Here is a 24,124-nt window from a genome sequence, read left to right on the forward strand (position 1 = left end):
CTTGTCTTCCCTTACGCGCATTCCTTGGTTCAATACCAAGCCCGCTAGCTCGCGGGCGTGATCTTATTCGTTCCACGAATACGTACCCTTCCTCTGAGAAACTTGAAGGCGAGTCAAACGACCCAGCCTTCCGAGCTCGGGCCTTTCATCTCTAAAGATGCGAGTATGACCCGACGGCTATTTCCACCCAGCACAAATAAGGCATGCTAGGTACTTCAACGGCTCCCCCTTATACCGTCGGCAGCAGTAGCCAGAGCCGATCCTAGAGTTATGGAGATGCATAATTCTACGAGTTGACCAAAAACATAAATGGTCATCGCCCAAGCAATTTTGTTGCAGTTTCAATTAACTGGAAGGAATCTCTTGTTTCATTAGGTCGTTTCCAGATTTCCGCTCGCCAAGGTGGAAAATCGTGAAAATTTGCATCCATTGATGTAAATCTCGCGTAGATAGAATTCGTCGGTGACTTAAGACTGGAGACTGCGGGAGGAGCTCAACATCAGAGTATTAGCCAACTCGGACGGCAGATTCCCTAGCGAAGTAGGCAGAATCTTTCTGCTAGGGTACGGGTGTGCCACTGACACTCCCTGTGATTTCCTGCAGCCTTGACCCCGCCAGCCTTAGCCGCGGCTTGGCCGTCCAAGCAGCGCAAATCCTGCAGAATCACGGGCACAATTCGGAAGTAATCGATCTGGCGGAATTCGAACTTCCAATCTTCGACAATAACGAGATTTTCAGCGACCCAGGATTTGCGCTTTTACATCGGCGCATTCGGGAAAGCGACGGCATTGTCCTCACTTTCCCGATTTACAATTGGGCTCCCAACGCCGCAGTCAAATCTCTGATTGAAGCTACCGGAGCCACCGGCGATGGCCGTAATACCTCGGCGTGGTTCGACAAGGTCGTTTCGTTCGTGTGCTCGGCTGGTCTCCCACACAGTTACATGGCGACGACGTCGCTTGCCGGTTCGTTGATGAATGATTTCAAGTGCGTGATCAACCCGTATTCCGCATACTTTTCCGGTCGCGACTGGGAAGAGGGAAAGCTTTCAGATGACCGGACGAAACGTCTTACCAAGACCATGCATGTTCACGCCGAACTCGCTGCCCTACTCTCCTCGCGTAGCTACACGTCAACATGGGAAGTGTAAGTTCATCGCGTTCAACCTTCAGAGAAATCGCGAAACGCAACCCTATTCTCAAGGGCTCCAGGCTACTAATCCGGATGACCGCCACAACTCCCTAGGACTTCCCTGAAGCAATCCACTCAGGTAACAAGCTCAAGGCACTGCCTTATTGGGTCGGCATGTCAGCGCCTAGGTGCTCTACTGGCCGAATACTAGAGAAATCTATGAGTCTGCCCCGGCTTCAGCGTCGTCAAATGCTTCGCGCGCGGCGTCAATCTCCGGTAAGTAGTCCTCGGCCCATTTCAATAGTTCATCCACCGGCCTGCGCAGGGTTTTCCCGAGTGGTGTAATGCTGTACGTTACTGCGACCGGACGAGTGCTGGCCACGCTCCGCTCTATGACACCGTTTCGCTCAAGTCGTCGCAGAGTTCCCGTCAATGACTTCTGAGTAACCCGTGGAATCGCCCGGCGTAACTCATTGAATCGACAAGGTTTCTCACAAAGTTCGTTCATGACCGAGAGCGACAATTTGTCGAGCACTTGATCAAGCAGCTCACGGTGCGCCGGCGTGACGCGTAGCTCGTTAGTGGTATCCATGCTGAAACCTAGTCTCGTTGAAGTGCCCCGTAACGGGCGCATAGCTTGATGATACCCACTCACAACAAAGGAGAAACTCCGTGGCCGTTCATCGATTCAGTCCCGCCAATATGCTGGAACCAGCCCCCTATGACCACGTCGCGGTTGCGACTGGCACTCGTCACATCCATGTCGCCGGACAGGTGGCGTACCGACCTGACGGTGCGCAAACTCCGGACAATCTCAGAGATCAGGCGGCGCAAGCCTTACGCAATACCGCAACGGGATTGGCCTCTGTCGGCGCGACCTTCGACGATGTCGTCCGGCTAACGATCTACGTCACCGACTGGCAAACTGGGAAAATCAACGAGCTCATGGAGGGCATCTATTCCGTAGCCCAAGAAGTGGGGCTACCTACCCCAATGCCACCGTCCTCGCTCATCGGCGTCGAAATGCTCTTTGATGCCCAAACGCTCATAGAGATCGAGGCGACGGCCATTCTCGATTAAGCCCAATGGTGGGCTGCTACATTGCAACTGTGGCATGCCCACCAACAACACGTCGTACCTCGGAGCCGACCGTCAGGAGGCCCCCAACTCCGAAAGCCGCCTGCGACGATATCCTAGGGACGAAAGTTAGCGCACCGGAAAGCTCGCCGGGAAGAGCTCCGCGGTGGGCCGATGCTTATAGTCACTGACGCTAAATGCGGCCATGTACTTATCTAGAAAATCTTGTGCGCGCCGCTGATAGTCGCTGGTGTCCACGGTAACGATCTGTTTGTCGGACACGATGGTTCGTCCGGCCACCGCGACATGTGTGATATCGCGGCCGTCGCAGTTCATGATTAGAGTGCGGATCGGGTCGGCATTCGGTCCGATATGGGTGCCGTTGAGGTCCAGCACGAAATAGTCGGCCTGCGCACCGGGCGCCAGCCGGCCCAGATCCTCGCGACCTAACGCATTCGCCGGCTCTAAGGTAGCGGCCCGGAAGAGATCTCGTCCCTGGGCGCTGGTCATCGAACCCGTATGTGCCTTGGTCATGCCCATCGCCAAGTCCATCGCGCGGATCATGTTCGGCGGGGCGGAGTCGGTCCCCAGCACCACCCGCACTCCCTGCTCGCGGTAGGAGTCGAAATCTTCAAGGCAAACACCGTAGTGCGCGGTAGGAATCGGGCAGAAAATCACCGATGCTCCCGAGGCGGCGAGTAGCGCAAGATCGTCGCCCTCTCCAAATTCTTCGGGCATATGCCGGTTTCCGGGCACCGTCCAAGCGTGCGGTATAAAAGTTCTTTCGGTCAGAAAGCCCAGCGAATCCAAGTACGGGAGCGGGCGCATTCCGGTGCGCTCGACGATGGCCTGCACTTCGAATAGCCCCTGAGCGGCATGCAAACGTACCGGAACACCCAATTCGTCAGCGGCCTGGCGGGTAAGTTTGAGCGTTTGTTCGGTCTGGGTTTCAATGCGCGCAGGGAGTAGCGCCGTGCGGATCAGCCCATTTGCGGCGTTCTCAAAGTCTCGACAGAATTCTATGGCCTGCTGTAGGCCCACAAGCCCTTTGCCTTCGTCCAAGTGCAACAGCTGCTGCGTGCCATCGGTATAGGGAACGTGAGTGCGGTAGCTTGGTCCGAGGTACGCGCGCAGTCCTAGCGCTTCGACGGCCTGGGCCATTTGAGCCATGTCGGCGTAGTCCTCGCACCACGGCTTATAGGTTTCGGCCGCGATCGGCATGATCGTGGTGATGCCGTTGCGCACTAGCTGGCTGATGGCGAATTGGCGGCGGAACGCCTCTTCTTCCTCGGTGAATACCGCACCATGGTTATGCAAGTACTCCTCGGACCACGCCAGTCCTCGGCGTAGGTCGCCGCTGGTGAAGGAATCAAAGATTGCGTGGTCGATATCCGAGAGCGCGTTGAGGTCGATAAAGCCAGGCGACACGATGGCATTTCCTGAGTCCACTTCGATGTCGACATGCCCTGGATAGTCGCGTCCAACGAAGAGCACGATGCCGTCCTCATGGACAAGTTCACCCTGCGGCCAAATGCAGTGGTCCCCGTCTTGGTAGCCGATGACGAAAGCGGCGCTGATGCGGGTGACCTGCCCCATTGAGTACTCCTTGGCTCGCGTGGAAAGCTGCGGTGCGGTTAGGTGCGCACCGTGCTCCAGCCTACCGACTTAGATCCACATTTGGTATACCGAAAGATACATCCGTCCGCCAAGCGCATTCATCCGACCTTGCACCACCGTGCTGGCGTCGAGGCCTCGCGAAACCGTCTAGAGGGATACGGTTTGGACCGAGCAGCCAGGGGTCCAGAAGTCTTCACATCCAGCACCATCGCCGTCGACCACCTGGGCCTGGTGTTACTTGCGGTTAGACTTCTTTCACTCGTAGCTCTGAGCATCGCGGAATCGAAGAAGCGAGAACGGACATAGGATCGCCTCTCGCGCCATAACGCCGTTTCAGCACTTGCTTGAGGCGCTTCAACTGCACCGATTCACATCGCTCACTTCAGTCAGTAACGTCCTTGAAAGTTGGCGCCAGTTCAGGACTCATGACGAAGGACCAAAAAAAGCAGACTAATCTCCCATCACGCCGAGCACAGTCGGCACTAACGAGAGGACCTTGCCCCTAAGTCTTAACTGCCCGATCGCACAAGGAAAAATTTGCAAAGTTTCGACTAGGCTCGACGTCGCCGCCGCTCCATTTAGTTCAGATCTAGCCAAATACCATCGAAGGCTTGTTCTCGAATTACGAAGCGGCGGCCATGCTGAACAAGAGCGCCAAGCCGTCAGCCCCCATGCAAGAATGAGCCACTTGGCACTACGACAGGAGAACCGCAATGTACGAGGGTTTGTCTCACGACCTCGCCGAAGCAATTCGGTCGGGGTATGCGTTGCGCAACCGCAACGACATGGCGCCAACGATTCGCTTCTTCGAGCAACTACTAGAGCAATATCCCAACAATGCCGTTGTCCGCTACGAATTGGCCGGAGCTCACGATTCCGCGGGACATGAGCAGCAAGCGCGTGAGCTCTACGAGCAAGCCTTGCAACAAGGCTTGAGTGGCGAACCCCTGCGGCGTTGCCTCTGCCAATATGCAAGCACGCTGCGTTGGCTGGGCGAACTCGACGCCTCGCGTGCCATACTTGAGCAAGCACGCGCCCAGTTCCCCAATTCGGAAGGTGTGAAGGTGTTTTCCGCACTCACCTCCCTTGAAGCTGGCCAGACCGACGCGGCCGTTGGCGAACTGCTCGAGGTCATCACCGCGCACCACGGGCATACGGACCTCGGGCGCTGGAGCGACGGCCTGGCAAGCCTGGGTCGCTGGCTGAAGGACGGGCGACTCAATACCTAGAGGATCAGTGAGACAAGCGGCGTTGCGATAAGAATCGTCAGCGCCACACGCTGGAACCAGATGACGACCATCTGCCATAGTTTCAGCGGAATGCTGGTCGCCAAAATACAAGGCACCAATGCGGAGAAGAAGATAATCGCCGAGACACACACGATGCCGATCACCATACGCAGCTCGAGTGACTCGTGACCTGCGGCCAGCGTTGCCGGCAGGAACATTTCAGCGATCCCTGTGGCCGAGGCCTTGCCAGCCAGTAGCGGATCGTCGAGACCAACCACCCAGCCGAAGGGTGCAAACAGGTAGCCGAGCCAGGTGAATATCGGAGTGAATCGGGCCAGGACCAGCCCGAGCAAACCAATCGAAAGAATCGAGGGAAGGATGGCCATCGCCATCTTCAACCCGTCGAGAAGATTCTCGCCGATATTACGTCCCAGCCCCGGTGCTCGCTTAAGTGCGATCATGGCCTCAGCGGACGCCACCTTAAAGCGGTTGCCCTGGGCCTTTTCCTCTGGCAAGTGCTTCACACCCAAGTAGGTAGTGTCAGGAATGCGCGATAGCGGCGGAATCCGCACGGTAATTGCCGTGACCGCAAAGGTCACGAGGAGCGCTAACCAGAAGTAGGTCCCCCAGTACGGCATCAGGTCCACAGCTTTGGCAACAATCACCATGAAGCTGGCCGATACGGTGGAAAACCCTGTGGCAATGATCGCCGCTTCACGCCCGGTGTAGCGTCCGCCCCTATACATGCGGTCGGTGAGCAACAGACCCAGCGAGTAGCTACCTACAAAAGAAGCCACCGCATCAACGGCCGAGCGTCCCGGGGTGCGCCAAAGGGGCTTCATGATCGGCTGGCAGAACACTCCAATGAATTCCATGAGGCCATAGCTGACCAGCATGGCCAAGAAAATCGCGCCGATCGGCACGATGAGGCCCACCGGCACCACGAGCGAGTTCAGCAGGAATGGCCCCATATCCTTTTGCAAGAGCCACTGTGGTCCCCAACCAAAGGTCAGCGCCACGCCCACAACCAATCCAACAATATTGGCGAAGGCAAAGAACATGCGCATCGGCGATTTCTTCCACGCACCATTGGCGAAAGGCAGCACGGTACCGGCGGCCAAGAGCGCCAGAATGTAATAAGGCACGGCTCCGCCCGCAGCGGCACGCACCCAGGTGACCAAATGATCGAGCAGAATGGTGCTCTTCTCGTTGATGGTCACCGGCACGAAAAACACGGTGATGCCGATCGCGCTATACAGCACGAAGCGCAAGACATCCCACGGTTTGGTAGGCTCTCTGGTTTCCAGAGCGTTAGACATGATGGTGTTCCCTTCGGGCAATGATCTTAGATCTATGGAACCCGACGGCAGCGGCCGATAGTGACCCCGATCGCACCCTGTGTCTGGAATATCGGATTTCCCATGCGATTCGGCTTAGCATCCCGTGCGATCCCGACACCTTGAGAGCGGCGAGCCTGCTTCACTCCGAGACCCCTGCACCAGCGCCCGGCCAAAGCCACGCCTCGAGCCACCGAACGCTTTTGGTGAGCTTCCCCTCTGGCTTGGGTCCCAACACATACTCAACTCCGAAACGCCGACATGTGAGTCAGAAGCGAAGCGAGCGAAAAACGCCTAGCCATTTCATTAGCTGCGAACCAGTGCTTCATTAAGGCCAAACCGTTTAATCAATAGATTAGTCAATCATCCGCAAGTCTTTAGTTCACATGGGCGCACACTTGACCGCCGGGGTCGATTGCACCCAACTCACGGCCGTCCACTTCAACAAAGATGCTCTTACCGGTGCGCGAGTTACACGTTTAGTGTGGTCAGAACAGATATGAAAATTTTGCACTCTCGAAACTCGCATTAGATCGCCATTCATTTTTCAAACCCGCGAACCCATTGGGGAGCTCGCTCGGAAATATGTGAAATATCTTTTTAGTACATGCGTGAATATAAAAGATTTATTTGAGAAGTGCTTCCATTCAGGACAACAATGCGGCTAGGCTCCATGTCGGCACACACCAAACCGATTGATCACCGGCTTTTGTGCGCCCAAAATCATCCAACAAGGAGAACATCAATGGTACGTTTTTCTACCCCACTGAGGCGATCTTTGGCTGCCTCCGCAGCGGTCGTGATCGGATTGACCGGCTTCGGCGCCGGTGCATTGCCAGCATCCGCACTTCCCGTGATGGCACCAGCAGAAAAGCCCGCTCCAGCGCCAAGCAACGACGCTAAAGTCATGCTCGGTTCCGTTCAGCCCGGCGAGCCATACGACCAATTCATCGTCACCTACAAGGCCTCGGCCAAGGAGTCGGGCAAGTCTGGTCGGGCCAAGGCGTGGGGTAAAGCGGCCAAAGAAGCAGGGGTATCCGTCAAGGAACTGCGCTCAATGGCAACCGGCGGTTTTGTGGTCAAGGCCAACAAAAAACTCAAGGACAGCGACGCCAAATCTTTCATGGCTGAAATCGCCAAGTCAGGTCTCGTGGAATCCGTAGAACCCGATGCAATCATGAAGATTTCCATGACTCCGAATGACACCCGCTACGGCGAGCAATGGCACTACAGCGGAACCAACGGCATGCGTTTGCCTTCTGCTTGGGACATCTCCACCGGATCGGGCAGCGTTGTTGCTGTCTTGGATACGGGGATCACCTCGCACTCGGACCTGAACGCTAACGTTCTCTCCGGATACGACTTCGTCTCCGACTCTTCGTCGGCCCGCGATGGCAACGGCCGTGACGCAAATCCCCAAGATGAAGGCGACTGGTACGCCGCAGGCGAATGTGGCAGCCGCAGCTCAGGTAATTCCTCCTGGCACGGCACCCACGTAGCCGGTACCGTCGCCGCGGTCACCGGAAATGCCAAGGGCGTTGCCGGAGTTGCACCTAACGCCAAGATCCAGCCAGTTCGTGTTCTGGCCAAATGCGGAGGAAACCTCTCCGATATCGCAGACGCCATTGTCTGGGCCTCGGGCGGATCTGTACCGGGCGTCCCAGCCAACAGCACCCCAGCCGACGCGATCAACATGTCCCTCGGCGGTGGCGGCGCGTGCGGCGCCACCTACCAGGCAGCCATCGACTCTGCCGTTTCTCGAGGCACCTCTGTCGTTGTCGCCGCTGGCAACGAAAGCCAGAACGCATCGAACTCGCGTCCAGCAAACTGCAACAATGTCATTACCGTGGCCGCCAGCAACCCCTCAGGAGCCCCGTCCTACTACACGAACTACGGCTCAGCTGTTGACGTGACGGCCCCCGGCGGCGACACTCGCTACTCCGGCCAAGGTGTACTCTCTACCATCAATACCGGTAGCACCACACCGTCATCTGAAGGCTACGCTTTCTACCAGGGCACCTCCATGGCTACCCCTCACGTAGCTGGCTTGGTGGCGCTGATGAAGTCCCAAAAGCCTTCGCTGACGCCAGCCCAGGTTGAAACCGCTGTAAAGAGCGGCACCCGCCCAATGCCAGGTGGCTGCAACATCGGTTGTGGCACCGGATTGGTTGACGCAACCAAGGTCATGTCCGCCCTCTCCGGCTCCACTCCGGATCCGACTCCGGACCCAACGCCAGCCCCTGAGCCAAGTGGAAACCTGGTGAAGAACCCAGGCTTCGAAGACGGCTCAACGAACTGGAGCTCCAATCGCGCCGACACCTTCGAGAGCGGTGCAGCCGCCCGCTCCGGCAACGGCCTGGCTGGGCTCAACGGCTGGGGTAGCCCGAGCACCTACACGCTGGACCAGAAAGTGAGCATTCCATCAAATGCCTCCAGCGCACAGCTGGACTTCTACCTGCGGGTGTTGACCAATGAATACACCTCGTACACCGCATACGACAAACTTTTCGTCCAGATTATCGACGGCTCCAATACCTACAATGTAGGCACCTGGTCGAATTTGGATGCCAGCTCGTCGTACGAGAAGAAGAGCATCAGCTTGGATAATTTCCGCGGCAAGACTGTCACCCTGCGCTTCTACGGAGCAGAAGACAGCGCGCTGGCGACTGTATTCCGCATCGATGACGTATCGGTGACCGCCGGGTAGTCCCGCACTTCAGTGAACGCCACATAGGCAGAGGGAAGAGGCTCGCGCCTTGCCCTCTGCCTATGCTTTTTCATACCTCCCTCGAAATTTTCGAGGTCAGGTTCACTCCAAGGCCCACCGACCGGTCTTGCCGGTCGCCGAAGACGGTTGGCGTATGGAACGAGGCTCGGTTCCGATACGTTCCGACGAAGCCACCGACATTCCAACTCTCGGCGTACCATTGCTGCTAACCTACCGACAAGGTACAACAAATTCGGTACCCGCGCGGAGCGAAGTTAGCCCACGGCTCCACTTGCATATTGCGTGCGTGGCCGGCGCTCGAACACGGCGGCCGCTGCGATCCCGAGAATCACGCCCAGCAGGTTACCGATGGCGCAGTCCCACATCACCTGAACACCGAGCGTCGGGTTAGCCAGCTGCAACATCAGAATGATTACCGGCGTGAAGAAGCTCAGGGCCAACCCGTAATTGCGAACCATATAAGCCTCAGTCGGAAACATCAGCGCGAGGATCACCAAACCCAACATCAGCTCGCTTGGCCGCAGATAGTAGATTCCCAGAAGCACACCCATGCCCACCAGCGTTCCGGCGATCCGGTGTGCACCGCGCTTCAGCCGTCCCCGAGCACTGCCAGCGGCCAGCGGCACTACGGCCCCGACCATGATCCACTGCAGATGCTCCACCTGCAGGGTGATGCCCACGGTCCCCGCCACAAGGACCACGGCCAGGTACGTGCCTGCACGGCGCAGAACGTTAGGCCAAGGAAAGGCTATCGTTTCGACTCCGCGTTCTGTCGACGGTCCGAACTTTGCCGCCTGACCCAGCAGAATGCTGACCAACGCGGTGACCACGAACGTTGCCAAACCGTCTACGGCCGGATGTTCTCCGACCGGGAGCGTTCCCAAGGCACAAAAAGCGAAGAGCGGAAAGAAGGCGCCGCCGGGCTTGAGGCCGTACCGATCCGCGACCACCGAGCTGAAGGCAGCCCAGAGCATTCCTCCAGCCAGCAAAGACCACCCATGCAACCCAAAGGGTGCCAGCATGATGCCGCAAATACCGGCACAGAGCATCATGGCCGCGCCATGCACCTGATTCTTGAAGCGCTGTAGCCGACGCGGGTCACGCCCATACATTCCGACAACCGAGCCGAAAACTGCATAAACAAGAAGATCTGTGCGGCCAACAACTAAAAGCGCCGCCCCTGGAACGGCCAGTCCGAGACCAACGCGCAGAGCAGGTCGGATTTCCGGGACATGGGAGATCAGAAACAATTGCCAGTTTGCCAAGGCTGCCAGCCTCGTTCGGATCGACGAGCTTTCACCCGTTGTGCGCAACTGATCACCAGCCATCAGCGGACCACCCGAACCAACGAGGTGCTGAACCGCGAGCGCACACCCCTCAACATCACCCGTAGCACCGTGCTGCGTTCTTCCACGTTTTCTCCCCCGTATGACTTGGCGCCGCTCATTCCTTTGTGAATCCGGGCCTGTTACTAGGGTTGACGAGTCTGGTTCATTAGATCAAACAATTAGTACCGATGACTCAATAGAAGCTACTTATCATACCTACTAGACGCAGGTTCAGTCGTCGGGAAGGCATCGAAAATGACTTTCGTTAACGCCTGCGACATGAGCGTTTGAGGGTTACCGTCTTCCATGACAAGAGAGATTTGCGACGTGACGACGGGGTCATCAAGTTTGGTGATCATGATTTCCGGCAATTGACCCAAGGGTGGCAGCCACTGCTTAGGAACGATGCTCGCCCAATGCCCCGTAGCGACATGCGCCAGCAAGGTCACAATCGAATCGCATTCAATGCGCGGCGAGACGCTCAGACCTTCTTGAGCCAGCCTCTGTTCAAGGACCTGACGACCGCGCAACGAAGAATCCAACAAGCACAGCGGCAGTTCCAACGCCTTCTGCCAGGTAGCGTCCCCCAGGCAATCGAGCATGTCCACTGACGTAAGCAGGACATGCTCCTCCGAATACAACCGGTAGACCAGCAACCCCGCTAGGTCTTCTGGCTCAGCGTAGATGAGACCTGCGTCCAGCTCGTAGTTCCGAATCCGCCGAAGAATATCTGCGGAGTGCAGACCCGCCTGCACGTTGACCGTGACGTCTGGATGCGTGCGAGCAAACCTATCCGTCAGGACAGCCACGGTCGACGAGGCCGCCGGTACGGTACCCACTCGTAGCGTTCCCCTCAGACCCTCTTGGAGTACGGAGATCTCCTGTTTTAACGACTCTTGATCCTTGAGCAGTTTCCGCGCCCACTTCAACACCGCCTCGCCTTCGACGGTGAATCCTTGGAATGCGTGCCCGCGACGGACTAACGGTGTGCCGAGCTCCTTTTCCAGCTTGCGAATCCCCTCGGACAGTGCCGGTTGGGACACCGAGCATTCGTCGGCGGCGTGGGCGAAGTGCCGTTCATTGGCCAACGCTACGAGGTACTCCAGCTGTCTAAGCATCATGGCTCTATTGCATCATTCCCCGAAGCCTCAAGAGGCACACAAGGCCTACCTCGAGTCTCCGCGCCTAAGCTCGAGTCGTTTACGCATCATTAGAAGCCACGTCATACCGGCTTGAGCTGGGTCCTGCCTACCATTGGATAATGCGCACCGGGTCTGAAACCACTCGTCTGATCGTTATCCGCGGAAACTCTGGCAGCGGCAAGAGCTCGCTCGCGGCGGCATTGCGTCAGGCGAACGAGCGGCCCACCGCGATCCTCGGTCAAGATGTGCTGCGCCGCCAGATCCTGCACGTAGCAGAACGCCAGGGCAACGCGGCGATCGGCTACCTAGATCTCTCGGCGCGCTACGCGCTGGACCTCGGGATGGACGTCGTCATCGAGGGCATCCTCTACGCTGAAATCTACGGAGACATGCTGGCGCAGTTGGCCGCGGATCATCGGGGCCCTAGCCTTTTCTACCGCTATGAGGTGGGCTTCGAGGAAACGCTACGACGACACAACACAAAACCTAGCTCGGGCGAGTTCGGGGAGCGCGAGATGCGCTCGTGGTGGCGCGGACGCGACCCGCTGCCCCATATCGCCGAGACCGCGCTCGGTGAAGACTTCGGGCTCGGCGAAGCGGTGACCCGCATCCTCGCAGATTCCAGGTGCCGCCCTACACCCGAACCTCCGCGGGCACCACCGCCGCACTAAGCCATCTGCGCGCAAGCCAGCCAGCTAGATGGACCCCGCTGCTACGATGCCGAACATGGTGAAATTTCCGATGATCACAGCAACTTCGCGAGTAGCTCCCCAGCATTTTCATGCTCGGTGGTGCGATGTGGAAACCCACCCCGAGTGGGCCCCGGGGATGGAGTACATTCGTCTCGAGGGACCATTGCGGCCCGGGGTCCGCGGGGTCATGAAGACTCGCGACGGCGATGAAACACCGATGATGGTGAGCGATATTGTTCCGGGACTCGCCTTCCAAGACACGGTATTCCTCGACGGCGGCTCGTTGACGGTCCGCCACGAGTCTCATGCAGCGGATGGGGGAAGCCGACTCGAACTTCATGCCACCGTCGACGGGCCAAAGTCCGAGGAGCTTGCTTCGGCTATGGCCGGGCTGGAAGAAGTACTTGCCTCAGATCTTGCCGGGCTCATCGCACTAGTCGAACGCGAGCAGGCGGCCCACTAGGCGCTGTGTTGGTGGAGGCAACCCCGAATGCTGGATTGCCCGTGCTCGCTGCTCCACGGGTCGCGATAGCTAGTAAAGCGTGCCCATTGCCTGGCGCACGTCGGCTAGCGTCTGTTCGGCTTCGTCATTGGCACGTTGCGCCCCGCGCTGAAGGATCTGCGACACCAACTCCGGTTGCGCGGCAAACTCTGCCCGCCGCGCGCGGTGCTCGCGCAGGAAATCGTTAACGGCATCCGTGACCAATCGTTTGAGCGCGCCACTTCCGGCGGCACCTATCTCGTCAGCTAATTGCAGTTCCTCGCGCCCGAGACAGAGCGCGGCGGTGCTCAGTAGCGCCGAAACACCTGGTCGCCGTTCTGGATCGAAGCTCACGTGCCGTTGAGAATCGGTGCGCGCTCCTCGGATGAGGGCGGCCGTCTCATCGGCACTCATCCCCAAACCAATAGCATTTCCGTAGCTCTTGGACATCTTGCGCCCATCGAGTCCGGGTACGTGCGGCGCTGCGGTCAGTAGCGCGTCTGGTTCCGGGAAGAGCGCACCGTAGCGGTCGTTGAACCTGCGGGCAATAGTGCGGGTCATTTCAACATGCGGGAGGTTGTCTTTACCCACGGGCACCACATTGGCCTTGCAGAAAAGGATGTCTGCGGCCTGGTGCACCGGATAGGTCAAGAGCAGTCCCGACATGGCTCGACCCGACGATTCGCGTTCGGCCTTCACTGTGGGATTGCGGTGCAGTTCGGCTTCTGAAACGAGTGAGAGGAAAGGAAGCATCAGTTGGTTCAGTGCTGGAACCGCTGAGTGCGTGAAAATTGTCGTTGTCTCCGGATCCAAACCCGCCGCCAAGTAATCCAAGACCGCGTTGTGCACATTCTGGCGCACCGCGCCCATGGAATCTCGGTCGGTAATCACCTGGTAGTCGGCGAGAATGATAAAGGTTTCCACTCCCGCTTGTTGAAGCCGCAGGCGTTCGACGATGCTGCCAAAGTAGTGGCCCAGATGGAGGGCACCGGTGGGGCGTTCGCCACTCAGCACCCGGTATTCCTGTGGCGCTTGAGTGATGTGATGAGACAGTTGCTCGGAACGTTCTTGAGCGGACAGAAAAGTTTGCATGATTTCTCCGTGCGATAGGGCGCCCACGGGCCCGCACGGTCGTCATGCGACCATAAAAAATCCACGAACCGGCGGGCAGCTCGTGGACATGACTGAACCGGGCTGCGTTAGCGCAGCCACCACCAATTGAGGTTTAGGTTCATGGTTCTACCTTATCGCGTGTTTCACGTTGAAGCTCGCGTTCGATGGTCTCCTCGCGCCGCTCCGCCCGAGATGTGTAGGTCAGCACGCGATACAACACGACAACAAGGGCGATTACCGTCAGTGCGGGCAGCACAAAGATGAATACAACTTCGTACGCATTAGGCGTCATGATATTCACCGGATCAACTCTTCTCATCGAATCTTCACGTAACGGCGGGCGGCTAACACCCGCATGTTGTGCTGGAATTTTCTCTATTAGGCTAACATTTCCGGATCGGACGGGCCCTCCTCCTAAAGGAGGAGGGCGCAGCTTTCCCGTCCTAGGGTCGCAATGCCGCGCGGACCATGGATTGCACCAGATCTGCGTACTCGATGCCCGCTGCAGCGAACATCTGTGGCACCTGGGAGTGTGCTGTCATGCCGGGCATCGTATTCACTTCGATCAGCACCGGGCCCCGCGTGGTGAGAAAGAAGTCCATCCGTGCCACGCCCGCGCAACCTAACTCGCGGTACAGGGCCTTTGCCGCGTCACTGAGCGACTGGGCCTCTGCAGGTGTCAGCGCCGCCGGCACACTGAACGTCGCCGTTCCGTCGTATTTGGTCGCGGTATCGAACAGCCCCTGCGCGTGGATTTCAAGGGCCGGAGGTGTAAATAGTTCACCGCCGGGTTCTTGCAGGACTGCGACGTCGATTTCTCGCCCGCGCACCATGTGTTCGACGATGATGCGCTCGTCGAACTGCGCAGCGGTTTCTAAGGCCTCGCGTAATTCCTCAGGGGTGGAGGCCACCGACACACCGTAGCTGGATCCGCTCGAGGCGGGCTTGACGACCACCTCTCCCTCGAAATGTACCCGATCGCGCTCGGCGGCGGAGACCAGCTGTCCTTGGGCGGTGGCGATCCCCAAACTTTGCGCCACGAGCTTGGTGGACCACTTATCCATGCCCAACGCTCCGGCGCGCAGGCCAGAGCCCACCACCGGGACGCAGGTCAGTGCACAGAGCGCCGCCAGTGTCCCGTCTTCACCCAGTGGCCCATGGACCGCGGGAAAGACCACCTCGGCCTGATCGAAGAAGCGCAGGGCGGAGGCTACCGAGGCGGCAACGGTCTCGCCGAGCGGCTCCCCATCTTTGCTCCAGCGTCCATCGAGGTCGATCGTCAACGCGATCACGGAATATCCCCGGGAGCTCAGTGCCTTTCCGATAGCTGCTGCGGTGGCCAGCGATACGTTGTGCTCGGCATTTTGGCCGCCACCGATAACGAGAATGTGGGTAGTCATTGAACGCTCCTGATAACACGTGGTCCGATAGTGCAAATTATGGTGTGGGCGATGCTCTGGGCCCAGTTGGCCCAATCGGCCAGGGTGGGTGCGCCGCTGGCCGCTGCCCCGAAGATGGTGGCCATGGTGCCGCGTGCATAGCGGTGGGGCCCGGTGTCGATGATGATTTGGTCCATGCTGACCCGGCCCACCACCCTGTGCCGACGGCCTGCGATCTGCACGCTGGCATCGGTAGAGATCTCCCGTGGGATGCCGTCGGCGTAGCCGACCGGCAAGACACTCAGGTACCCGTCGTGGGTGCTACGGTACATGCCGCCGTAGCCCACACTGGTACCTTCCGAAGCCCAGACACTATGCACCACCGGTGCGGTCAGCCGGGCAGGAGCGGCAAGATCGGTGCGCCCAGAGGGGTCGATCCCGGCCAGTCCGGCGCCGAATCTCACCATATCGAAATGGGTGGTTGGGTCGGTGAGGGTGGCCGCGGTGGCCGCTAGGTGCAACTTAAGCTGTCCCAGCCCTAATGCGGTGGCCCGCGCTTTCGCCGCAGACATAGCCCGTACGGCTTGGGCATTAAGTTCCGGTTCGGCACGATCTGCCTGCGCCAAATGCCCCATCAGCCCACCGACCCGGATCTTGTTTTGGCGCTGGGCCCGGGCGGCCGACTCGAAGAGCGCCGGCCAATCCAAGGGCGAGGCTCCCTCCCGGCACATGCCCACATCGAGGTGCAGGTGCACGGTGACCGGCGCGGTCGAGTGTTGCCGCAGGAGCGCATTGAGCTCCTCGAGCGAACCAATCGCCACCGCGATTTGGTGCTCCGCGGCCGCCGCAGCGTCAACACCGGAAGCGTTGAGCCACGTCAGTATTGGCGCACGCACACCGGCCTCGCGCAGTGCCACAGCTTCGCCCAAATCCGTGGTCCCAAGACGTGTGGCACCGCCACCAAGTGCGGCGCGAGCCAAAGTGTGTGTGCCCAAACCGTAGCCATTGGCCTTGACTACCGCCATCACTTCGGCGGCGTTCCGGCTTCGGGCGAGGGCAATATTCTGCGCAATCGCCCGAGGGTCAATCCAGAGGGTTGGTCGATGCAAGTCCCCGTTCACGAATGCATCCGTGGGTCTTCGGTGGGGTCCTTATACATTTCCGGGCAGCCGGTTTCGCTGGCCTCGGAGCGGTATTCAAAGTGCCACGACTCGTTGGCGTAAATCTGGCAGAGACCATAGTGTGCCCCATACCGGGAGAGCCAGTCGCGGGCGTCCGCTTGCCCCACGTCGACCGCGTCGCCGGAAACGTGGGCGGAAGTTTCGGCGGTGGCGACCCAACGGGCCGCCTCGGCCGCGGAACCATAATTGGCTTCGGCCTGCTCAAGCAACTGACGTTGCAGAGCCGGCGAGCGCCAGCCGCTGTTGATGTAGATGGTGATCCCGCGCTTTTGCGCATCACTCGCGGCCGCACTCAATGCTTGGCGCAGTTCCGAATCGAGCTTGCGAACCCCGGCAGTATCCGAGTGCACCGTAGTTCCCTTGGGAACATCTCCCCCGTCCTCGCCTACTCCACCAGAGAACAGTTTCGTGACGGCCTTGGTCACGTGACTAAAGGAGTCGGAGAGCCAGGCAGTGGGGCGCAGGTTGCCGGTGTCCAGGACCATGGCCGGGAGCATGGCAGCGAGCATTACGAGCAGGGCCACCACTCCGCGTGCTGCCAGTGCCGTCAGGCGCTTCTCGCCCGGTGTGTGCTTGGAGTTCTCATCATTGCTCATGAGGACTAGTCAACGCGGAGGGATGTTGCCAGAGCGTATCTACTTTTCAATACATTTTCGATATGTGCACGCAGGTAGCCTCATATGATGCGCACACCGGTGGCGGCAGTTCTACGCCGCTGTGTATACCCACTAACAATGCCGAGTGGCGCGGACCGTTCCCGGTCTGCGCCACCCGGCAAGTTCGCCGGCGATACCGCTTAGAGCGGGGTCACGTAGGCACCGGCGATACCGCCGTCGACCAGGAACTGGCTGGCGGTGATGAAGGAGGAATCATCGGAGGCAAGGAAGGCCACGGCGGCGGCAAGCTCATCTGGTTCCGCAAATCGTCCCAGCGGAACGTGGACCAGGCGCCGGGCGGCTCGTTCGGGATCCTTGGCGAACAGCTCCTTGAGCAGCGGGGTGTTCACCGGGCCTGGGCATAGTGCGTTCACGCGGATGCCCTGCCGGGCGAATTCCACACCCAGTTCTCGGCTCATGGACAGTACGCCGCCCTTGGAGGCCGAGTAGCTGATCTGGCTGGTGGCCGCTCCCATCACCGCGACAAAGGACGCCGTATTGATGATCGAGCCGCGGCCCTGTTCTTGCATATAGGGAAGTACATACTTGCAGCAGTAGTACACGCTGGTCAGGTTGACTTCCTGCACCTTGCGCCAGGCCTCGATCCCGGTCTCCAAGATGGAGGCGTCGTCCGCCGGAGAGATTCCCGCGTTATTGAAGGCGATATCCACCGAACCATGGGTCTCTTTAGTGGTTGCGAACAGGTTCTTTACATCCTCTTCGTTGGTGACGTCGGTGCGGACAAAGGAGCCACCGATCTGATCGGCGACCTGTTGGCCGACCTCGTCCGCGCAGATATCGGCGATCACCACGGTGGCGCCCTCATGGGCCAGGCGTTTTGCGGTGGCTAGGCCAATACCCGAGGCGCCCCCGGTGATGGTCGCTACGCGGCCGGCCAGTCGGTTGGTGACCAGTCCGTTGTAGGGTGCGGTTTCGCTCATGATATTTCTCCTTAGGTTTCGGGTTAGAGCTCGTGCTTAGTCGTCGGTACCGATGAAAACGTTCTTGACCTCGGTGAAGGAATCCAGGGCGTCGGGACCGAGTTCGCGCCCGAGTCCTGACTTTTTGAAGCCGCCAAAGGGCGTGGAATAACGCACTGAGGAGTGCGAATTCACCGAGAGGTTCCCGGCTTCCACACCGCGCGAGACGCGCAGGGCTCGGCCCACGTCACGGGTCCAGATTGAGCCGGACAGCCCATAGTCGCTGTCGTTGGCCAGTGCGATGGCCTCGGCTTCGTCCTCGAAGGGCACCACAGCGACAACGGGGCCGAAAACTTCTTCGCGCAAGATGCGATCCGCGCGATCGCGTGGCAACACCACGGTGGGCGGGAACCAAAAACCCTCGCCGCCCGGTGCCTCACCCTGAAAGGCGATGTCGGCGCGCCGCCCCTGCTCACCTTCGAGGAAGGACGCCACGGTTTCACGTTGCCTTGCCGAAATCAGCGGGCCCATGACCGTGTCCTCATGCAGCGGATCTCCCACCCGAACCTGGCGAACAGACTCTTCGAACTTTTCCATGAACGTCTCGAAAACGCTGCGTTGGACGAGGATCCGCGAACGCGCGCAACAGTCCTGTCCGGCATTGTCGAAAACTCCGCCCGGCGCCTGGGCCGCGGCCAGTTCCAGATCCGCGTCGGCGAAAATGATGTTCGCGGATTTGCCGCCAAGCTCGAGGGTGACGCGTTTGAGTTGTTCGGCGCAGCCACGCATGATGCCCTGGCCGACGCCGGTGGAGCCGGTAAAGACCACCTTGCGCACCGCCGGATGAGTCACGAAACGCTCTCCGACGATCGAACCCTTGCCCGGCAGGATCGTCAGCACACCCTCGGGGATACCGGCTTCCAGCGCGAGCTCTCCGAGACGCAGCGCAGTCAGCGGGGTCAGCTCGGCCGGTTTGAGCACCACCGTGTTGCCTGCAGCGAGCGCTGGGGCGAACCCCCAGGCGGCGATCGGCATCGGGAAGTTCCACGGAACAATTACCCCGACGACCCCTAACGGTTCGTGGAAGGTGATATTCACGCCGCCGGCCACCGGAATCTGTTTGCCGAAGTTCCGTTCTGGCGCGGCGGCATAGTAGTTCAGCACGTCCCGCACGTTGCCGGCCTCCCAGCGCGCGTTACCCAGGGTGTGCCCGGCGTTGGCAACTTCGAGCAGGGCCAACGCTTCAATCTCGCGGTCAACGATGGCAGCAAAACGGCGCAAGAGCAGGGCCCGGTCCGCCGGGGCCGTATGGCGCCAGGATTCGTAGGCGGCCGCGGCACGGGCGATGGCTCGATCCGTGTGCTCTAGGTCGGCCAGGGCGACGTCGCGGATCGGCTGTGCGGTTGCGGGGTTGATGACGGTATAGCTGCTCACAGTTGACCCTGCCTTTCTCGGTGTTGTGTGGTGCGTGCATAGCTGCGGGCGGCCTCGACGAACCCGGCAAAGAGCCGCAGGTCCTCGAGGTTTTCCTCGGGATGAAACTGGGTGCCCAGCACCCAGCCGGGGGCCTGTGGCATCTCGATCACTTCGGCGGTGCCATCGGCCGCGCGCGCCGTGACCTGCAGACCCTCGGCCACGTTCTCCAGGCTCTGATGGTGGTAGCAGGGTGCCGTGGCCTGCTGCCCGAGCAGGGTTTCGGCCAGCGAGCCACGCACCGTGGTGAAGTCCACGCTGCCAAACACCCCCGGGGCCGGCTGGTAGCGTGCCGCGGCATCCGGAATCAGGTCCGGCAGATGCTGGTTCAAGGTGCCGCCACGTTCCACATTCAGGATCTGCGCGCCACGACATATCGCGAACAACGGCAGTGCCCTCTCCAATGCGGCAGCGGTCAGAGCCATATCGTGGTCGTCGCGTTCGGGCTGCGCGGCCGTGGTGGGGTGCGCTTCGCGCTGGTAGTTCGCCGGGTCAACATCGACGCCGCCAATCACGATCAGCCCATCGAGCAGATCGAGCACCGTGGTGTCGGTGCCCAATGGTGGCAACAACAACGGGGTGCCGCCCACGGCCACGACCGCTTGGACATATTTGCCCGGCACAATTGCTGCCTGTGACTGCCAGACGCCCCAGGAGGCCTCCTGCCAGTAGGTCGTCAACCCGATGCGCGGACGGTACTCGTCGCTAAGGGGGTTTAAGTTCACCGTCGTCTCGATCCCTTCGATCGTTCTCGCTTGCTAGTGCCGCTCGAATCCGCGGCGCACTTCCCAGTCGGTGACCGCGGCGTTGAACTGTTCCAGTTCAATGTCGGCGTAGTGGGTGTAGTGCTTCACGACTTCTTCGCCAAATACCTCGAGGGCGATCTTTGAGTTGGCGAAGAGCTCTCTTGCCTCGGCCATGGTGTGTGGCACATGTTCTGCATCCGAGGCGTAGGCATTGCCCTCGATCATCTCCGGCAGCTCTAGTTCGTGCTTCATTCCGTACAGCCCACCAGCGAGCATGGCGGCCATTGCCAGATAGGGGTTTGCGTCGGCTCCGGGCAGGCGGTTCTCCATGCGCGCCCCATGCCCTTCGCCCACCAACCGTACCGAGCAGGTACGGTTATCCAAGCCCCAAGCCACCGCGGTGGGTGCGAAGGAGCCCTTGGCGAAGCGCTTATAGGAGTTGATATTCGGGGCGTAGAAGAGCGTGAACTCGCGCATCGTGGCCAGCACGCCGGCAATGAAATGGTTGTAAAGCTTGGTGCGCTTCCCCGTGGCAGGGTCCCAAAACGCCAAGGAGCCATCCAACCCGCGGAGCGACATGTGAATATGGCAGCTCGAGCCTTCTCGCTCGTTCGGCTTGGCCATGAAGGTGATCGACTGTCCGCGCTGGGCGGCCATATGTTTGGCCGAAAGCTTGTAGAACGTGTGGTTATCCGCCGTGGTGATCACATCGTCATAGCGGAAGGCGATCTCGTGCTGGCCGAAGTTGCATTCGCCCTTGGCCGATTCGACGATCATACCGGCCTCGTACATGGCGTTGCGGATATCGCGTAGTAGCGGTTCCACGCGCATCGATCCGAGGATCGAGTAGTCAACGTTGTATTGGTTGGCCGGGGTCAGATCTTTGAAGTTGCGTAGCGTGGCGTCCTCGTAGGAGTCCGCATACATCACGAATTCCAGTTCGGTGCCGGCTAATGCCACCAGTCCCAGCTCATTGGCCTTATCTTGCTGGGCACGTAGCAAGGAACGCGGCGAAACCGGCACCGGTCGGCCATCGGTGGTGGCGATATCGGCTTGGATGATCGCAGTCTTCTCCAGGTAGGGCACCCGGCGGATGGTCTGATAGTCCAGAACGAACTCCATATCGCCGTACCCGGTTTCCCAGCTGGTCAGCTTGTATCCATCGACGGTGTTCATGTCCGTGTCCACCGCGAGCAGGTAATTACAGGCCTCAGTGCCGTGGCTGAGCACGGTATCGAGGAAGAATTGACCGTGAATGATTTTTCCTTGGAGGCGTCCCTGCATATCGGTGAAGGCGAGAACGACTGAATCGATCACCCCGGCTTCGATGTCTTTGCTCAGTTGCTCGACCGATAGCATCCGGGAGTTCTTCACGGTGCTCTGCTTGTTCTGTGTGTCCTGAGTGGTCATGTGAAGTCCTGTTCCTAAGTCTCGTGGGTATCCGCTGGTGAAGTGTCTTGCCGCCTAGTTCAGTTGCTCCTCCTCGTTCTCGAGGAGAGCGAACTCTTCCTCCGGAGCGTTGGCGACGAGGTGGTGCCGGCTGTAGAACCAGAAGTAGGCCAGCGCGGCGAGGAATACGAGCGCGGTAATGCCTGCGGCGAGGACGTCGACCACGAAGGTGGCGATCAAGGCAACCACGGCCAATACCAGCGCGATCCCCGTGGTGATCGTGCCGCCCGGTGTCAGGTATCCGCGTTCTAGGTTTGGTTCCTTGATCCGCAGCACGATGTGGCTGAGATTCAAAAGTACGTAGGAGACCGTGGCTCCGAATACGGCGATATTGATTAGCAGGCCACCGTTGCCGGTGAATGCCGCGAGCAGGAAGCCAATGGTGCCGGGAACCAAGAGGGCGACCCATGGCGTGTGGCGGCCCGAGGTCAGCGAAAGCACCCGCGGCAGATAGCCGGCGCGCGATAGCGCAAAGAGCTGACGCGAATAGGCGAAGACGATGGAGAAGAAGCTGGCGATCAGCCCAGCAAGGCCGGCGTAGTTCACGAAGTTCGCAAGCATCGATCCCTCACCGAGCCCGGCCCGCAACGCTTCGGGAAGCGGCGACTCGGAATCGCTCATCGCTTGGGCGCCGGCGACTCCTGGCACCAGAACGAGCATCAAGGCGCCAAACACCAGCAGGATCATCATGGCGGTGATAATGCCCTTGGGCATGTCACGCTTCGGGTCGCTCGATTCCTCCGCAGCCAACGGCACGCCCTCGACCGCCAGGAAGAACCAGATACCAAAGACCAGAGCGCCCAGTGCGCCGGAGATACCAAAGGGCAAAAAGGCGCTGGATCCGGCCGAGCCGTCGGGCACGATATCGAAAAGGTTTGCCGCATCGAAGTGCGGGAGCAAGCCGACGACGGTCACAATCAACGCGACGACGGCAATGGCGGTAATTCCAAACATCACCTTGAGCGCCTCGCCGACGCCCCACAGGTGAATACCGACAAAGACGACGTACGTCACCAGATAGACCGGCCAGGAATTGGTCATTCCGAAGAGCCCGAGCGCCTCGATGTAGCCACCGATGAATGTGGCGATGGCGGCCGGTGCCACGGCGTACTCGATCAGCACCGCCATGCCGGTGGCGAACCCACCTAGTGGCCCGAGTGCCCGTCGGGCGAAGCCATAGCCGGCACCTGACGTGGGCAGGGTGGAGGAAAGCTCGGCGAGACCGAAGACCATGCAGGTGTACATGACGCCCATCAGCAGGAAGGCGATCAGTAGCCCGCCCCAGCCGCCGACCCCTAGCCCTAGGTTCCATCCGGAGAAGTCGCCGGAGATCACGTAGGCGACCCCGAGTCCGGCGAGCAGAATCCAGCCGGCGACGCCCCGGCGTAGTTGGCGGTGCTTCAAGTAGTCTTTGTCGACTGCGGCGTAGTCGATATGTGAGTTCTTTGCCATGGATGTTCCTCTGTCCTACAGAGATCGAATCTATTGGACTGAAATCAGTCCTTTGTTCCGGAACAACTGTGTCTTGCATCACTAGCTAGTGTCAATAGTTCTGGAGAAAACTCTTGCTCAAAAGTCTGAGAGCTGACCATTACATATCGGTTTAACCTGTGGCAAGCTAGAGACTATGACGGAGAACGAGCCGGTTGAGCCCAATAGAGGCCTGCAGTTTCTGGGACAAGTCCGTAAGGGCAACGTCTTTGAGGAGACCGTGGGGCAGCTACTGCGCTCGATGCGCTTGGGCGTCTTCCCGCCCGGGGAAAAACTGCCCGCGGAACGGGACCTCGCCGAATCGCTGGGAGTTTCTCGCGCCACATTGCGCGATGCCTTGGCCGAGTTGCAATCAGCCGGTTTCTTGAGCATCCAACGAGGCCGGTACGGCGGTGCTGTCGTGAGTGCAAGCCCCAAAACCGGAGCCGAGCCGTTACGCCAAACCGATCGTCCGCGCGTTGAAGACGTGCTGGTCTACCGCTCCGTAGTGGAGCCTGCCGCGGCGGGCCTCGCGGCGGCAGCTCCTCTGAGCGCCGAACAACGTCAACGGCTCATGGCGGCACTCGCCTCCTTGGACTCCGCCGAGAAAGAGACCTACCGGCCACTGGACGCGCGTCTGCACATTATGATTGCCGACCTCTCGGGTTCGGCACTGCTCGCCAAGGCCGTGGCCGAGGCTCGCGACGCCACGAGCGAGCTACTGGATCGCATCCCGTTCTTAGAGCCGAATATCGAGCATTCCCGGGAACAACATTCGCGCATCGTCGCAGCCATCATGGCCGGTCAGCCCGATGAAGCCAGAGCACTTATGCACGAGCATCTGGAAGGAACCGCTGCGCTGCTACGTGGTTTCCTCGACTAAGGAAAACTACCGTCAAACGATGTCCAAGCACACCACGGTCCCCCGCGCAGGCTAGTTTTCAATACATTCACGATATGTGCGCGCTCGTAGGA

At 59.6% G+C, this 24,124-nt stretch carries 22 protein-coding genes; 7 read left to right on the forward strand and 15 right to left on the reverse strand.

The window, feature by feature from the left end; all coding sequences use genetic code 11:
* Positions 1-571 precede the first annotated feature (571 nt).
* A complete protein-coding gene (locus ACYU0X_RS15950; protein WP_418907745.1) occupies positions 572-1,150 on the forward strand; it encodes an NADPH-dependent FMN reductase in 579 nt (192 codons plus the stop codon).
* A gap of 198 nt (positions 1,151-1,348) precedes the next feature.
* Here ACYU0X_RS15950 and ACYU0X_RS15955 read toward each other — a convergent pair whose 3' ends face one another.
* Positions 1,349-1,723: a winged helix-turn-helix transcriptional regulator gene (locus tag ACYU0X_RS15955; protein WP_418907746.1), complete on the reverse strand. Its 375-nt coding sequence runs from the start codon at positions 1,721-1,723 to the stop codon at positions 1,349-1,351.
* Between the two features lie 80 nt (positions 1,724-1,803).
* Between ACYU0X_RS15955 and ACYU0X_RS15960 the strand changes: the two genes are divergently transcribed.
* Entirely contained in the window at positions 1,804-2,211 is a 408-nt protein-coding gene (locus tag ACYU0X_RS15960; protein ID WP_418907747.1) for a RidA family protein, read from the forward strand.
* A 126-nt stretch (positions 2,212-2,337) separates the two neighbouring features.
* Here the strand turns inward: ACYU0X_RS15960 and ACYU0X_RS15965 are convergent, their stop codons facing one another.
* Complete coding sequence (locus tag ACYU0X_RS15965) at positions 2,338-3,804, reverse strand: chlorohydrolase family protein (protein ID WP_418907748.1); 1,467 nt, start codon at positions 3,802-3,804, stop codon at positions 2,338-2,340.
* A 734-nt stretch (positions 3,805-4,538) separates the two neighbouring features.
* Here ACYU0X_RS15965 and ACYU0X_RS15970 point away from each other — a divergent pair.
* Positions 4,539-5,054: a tetratricopeptide repeat protein gene (locus ACYU0X_RS15970; RefSeq protein ID WP_418907749.1), complete on the forward strand. Its 516-nt coding sequence runs from the start codon at positions 4,539-4,541 to the stop codon at positions 5,052-5,054.
* Here the strand turns inward: ACYU0X_RS15970 and ACYU0X_RS15975 are convergent.
* On the reverse strand, positions 5,051-6,373 hold the full coding sequence (locus ACYU0X_RS15975) for a YjiH family protein (RefSeq protein WP_418907750.1): 1,323 nt from the start codon (positions 6,371-6,373) through the stop codon (positions 5,051-5,053). The genes ACYU0X_RS15970 and ACYU0X_RS15975 overlap by 4 nt on opposite strands.
* A 763-nt stretch (positions 6,374-7,136) precedes the next feature.
* Here ACYU0X_RS15975 and ACYU0X_RS15980 point away from each other — a divergent pair.
* A complete protein-coding gene (locus tag ACYU0X_RS15980; protein WP_461901679.1) occupies positions 7,137-9,098 on the forward strand; it encodes a S8 family serine peptidase in 1,962 nt (653 codons plus the stop codon).
* 275 nt (positions 9,099-9,373) lie between these two features.
* Here the strand turns inward: ACYU0X_RS15980 and ACYU0X_RS15985 are convergent, their stop codons facing one another.
* Both ACYU0X_RS15985 and ACYU0X_RS15990 read right to left on the reverse strand, forming a co-directional pair.
* A complete protein-coding gene (locus ACYU0X_RS15985) occupies positions 9,374-10,384 on the reverse strand; it encodes an FUSC family protein (protein WP_461901680.1) in 1,011 nt (336 codons plus the stop codon).
* A gap of 266 nt (positions 10,385-10,650) precedes the next feature.
* Entirely contained in the window at positions 10,651-11,568 is a 918-nt protein-coding gene (locus ACYU0X_RS15990; protein WP_461901681.1) for a LysR family transcriptional regulator, read from the reverse strand.
* Positions 11,569-11,708: 140 nt separating this feature from the next.
* Between ACYU0X_RS15990 and ACYU0X_RS15995 the strand changes: the two genes are divergently transcribed.
* Both ACYU0X_RS15995 and ACYU0X_RS16000 read left to right on the forward strand, forming a co-directional pair.
* The gene (locus ACYU0X_RS15995) at positions 11,709-12,260 is read left to right on the forward strand and encodes an AAA family ATPase (RefSeq protein WP_461901682.1); all 552 of its coding nucleotides are present in this window, start codon (positions 11,709-11,711) and stop codon (positions 12,258-12,260) included.
* A 70-nt stretch (positions 12,261-12,330) separates the two neighbouring features.
* On the forward strand, positions 12,331-12,744 hold the full coding sequence (locus tag ACYU0X_RS16000; protein ID WP_461901683.1) for an SRPBCC family protein: 414 nt from the start codon (positions 12,331-12,333) through the stop codon (positions 12,742-12,744).
* A gap of 69 nt (positions 12,745-12,813) precedes the next feature.
* On the opposite strand, the gene trpS is transcribed toward ACYU0X_RS16000, so the two are convergent.
* From trpS to eat, 10 genes are all read right to left on the reverse strand, one after another.
* Positions 12,814-13,854: a tryptophan--tRNA ligase gene (gene trpS, locus ACYU0X_RS16005; protein WP_461901684.1), complete on the reverse strand. Its 1,041-nt coding sequence runs from the start codon at positions 13,852-13,854 to the stop codon at positions 12,814-12,816.
* Positions 13,855-13,993: 139 nt separating this feature from the next.
* The gene (locus tag ACYU0X_RS16010) at positions 13,994-14,176 is read right to left on the reverse strand and encodes a hypothetical protein (RefSeq protein ID WP_418907757.1); all 183 of its coding nucleotides are present in this window, start codon (positions 14,174-14,176) and stop codon (positions 13,994-13,996) included.
* A 142-nt stretch (positions 14,177-14,318) separates the two neighbouring features.
* Positions 14,319-15,275, reverse strand: coding sequence for a D-alanine--D-alanine ligase family protein (locus ACYU0X_RS16015; RefSeq protein WP_461901685.1), 957 nt, complete (start codon positions 15,273-15,275; stop codon positions 14,319-14,321).
* A complete protein-coding gene (alr, locus tag ACYU0X_RS16020) occupies positions 15,272-16,375 on the reverse strand; it encodes an alanine racemase (protein WP_461901686.1) in 1,104 nt (367 codons plus the stop codon). The genes ACYU0X_RS16015 and alr overlap by 4 nt, the downstream gene beginning before the upstream one ends.
* Complete coding sequence (locus tag ACYU0X_RS16025) at positions 16,372-17,031, reverse strand: M15 family metallopeptidase (RefSeq protein WP_461901687.1); 660 nt, start codon at positions 17,029-17,031, stop codon at positions 16,372-16,374. Before ACYU0X_RS16025 ends, alr begins: the two co-directional genes overlap by 4 nt.
* Before the next feature lie 200 nt (positions 17,032-17,231).
* Positions 17,232-18,032, reverse strand: a complete 801-nt coding sequence (locus tag ACYU0X_RS16030; RefSeq protein WP_461901688.1) for a 3-oxoacyl-ACP reductase — start codon at positions 18,030-18,032, stop codon at positions 17,232-17,234.
* 36 nt (positions 18,033-18,068) lie between these two features.
* A complete protein-coding gene (locus tag ACYU0X_RS16035) occupies positions 18,069-19,445 on the reverse strand; it encodes an aldehyde dehydrogenase family protein (RefSeq protein WP_461901689.1) in 1,377 nt (458 codons plus the stop codon).
* Positions 19,442-20,209: a gamma-glutamyl-gamma-aminobutyrate hydrolase family protein gene (locus tag ACYU0X_RS16040; protein WP_418907763.1), complete on the reverse strand. Its 768-nt coding sequence runs from the start codon at positions 20,207-20,209 to the stop codon at positions 19,442-19,444. Before ACYU0X_RS16040 ends, ACYU0X_RS16035 begins: the two co-directional genes overlap by 4 nt.
* 33 nt (positions 20,210-20,242) lie before the next feature.
* Positions 20,243-21,640 (reverse strand): glutamine synthetase family protein, encoded by a 1,398-nt coding sequence (locus tag ACYU0X_RS16045; protein ID WP_418907764.1) that lies wholly within the window; start codon positions 21,638-21,640, stop codon positions 20,243-20,245.
* Positions 21,641-21,694: 54 nt separating this feature from the next.
* Positions 21,695-23,131, reverse strand: coding sequence for an ethanolamine permease (gene eat, locus ACYU0X_RS16050; protein ID WP_461901690.1), 1,437 nt, complete (start codon positions 23,129-23,131; stop codon positions 21,695-21,697).
* A 175-nt stretch (positions 23,132-23,306) separates the two neighbouring features.
* Between eat and ACYU0X_RS16055 the strand changes: the two genes are divergently transcribed.
* Positions 23,307-24,032 (forward strand): FadR/GntR family transcriptional regulator, encoded by a 726-nt coding sequence (locus ACYU0X_RS16055; protein WP_459274398.1) that lies wholly within the window; start codon positions 23,307-23,309, stop codon positions 24,030-24,032.
* Positions 24,033-24,124: the final 92 nt, after the last annotated feature.

Source organism: Glutamicibacter sp. X7 (assembly GCF_054889245.1).